This is a genomic window from Phytobacter sp. V69, from assembly GCF_965644215.1.
Classification (GTDB): domain Bacteria; phylum Pseudomonadota; class Gammaproteobacteria; order Enterobacterales; family Enterobacteriaceae; genus Phytobacter.
Genome location: NZ_CBFFRL010000557.1, coordinates 1 through 322, shown reverse-complemented (window position 1 = coordinate 322; position 322 = coordinate 1). Strand labels below are relative to the sequence as shown.

At 51.6% G+C, this 322-nt stretch carries 1 pseudogene; it reads left to right on the top strand.

Annotated features, from left to right (window positions below):
• Positions 1 to 201, top strand: a pseudogene (locus tag ACSZPU_RS26430) (IS30 family transposase); the annotation flags it as partial.
• Between the last annotated feature and the right edge of the window lie 121 nt (positions 202 to 322).

Below are 322 nucleotides of genomic sequence, written 5' to 3'. Positions count from 1 at the left end.
CCGATACCTGACGCCGTATCCATCGAGCAGAGACCAGCCGTTGTTGATGCTCGTACCCGACTGGGTGACTGGGAAGCCGATCTGGTTCTGGGTAAACAAGGCACTGGAGCCATCGTGACGCTGGTCGAGCGTAAAAGCCGTATTTATCTGACGAAAAAGGTGTTTTCGAAAGATTCAGCCGAAGTGGCTACAGCCATTATCTTGTAGTGGTCAACTAATTTTGGCCACACGACCTGACTGTTCGTGGAACTGAACCGCCCCGGTTTTCCTGGAGAGTATTTTAGTTGGGAACTCAGGCTGCCAGATCCTTATTCCCGATGGA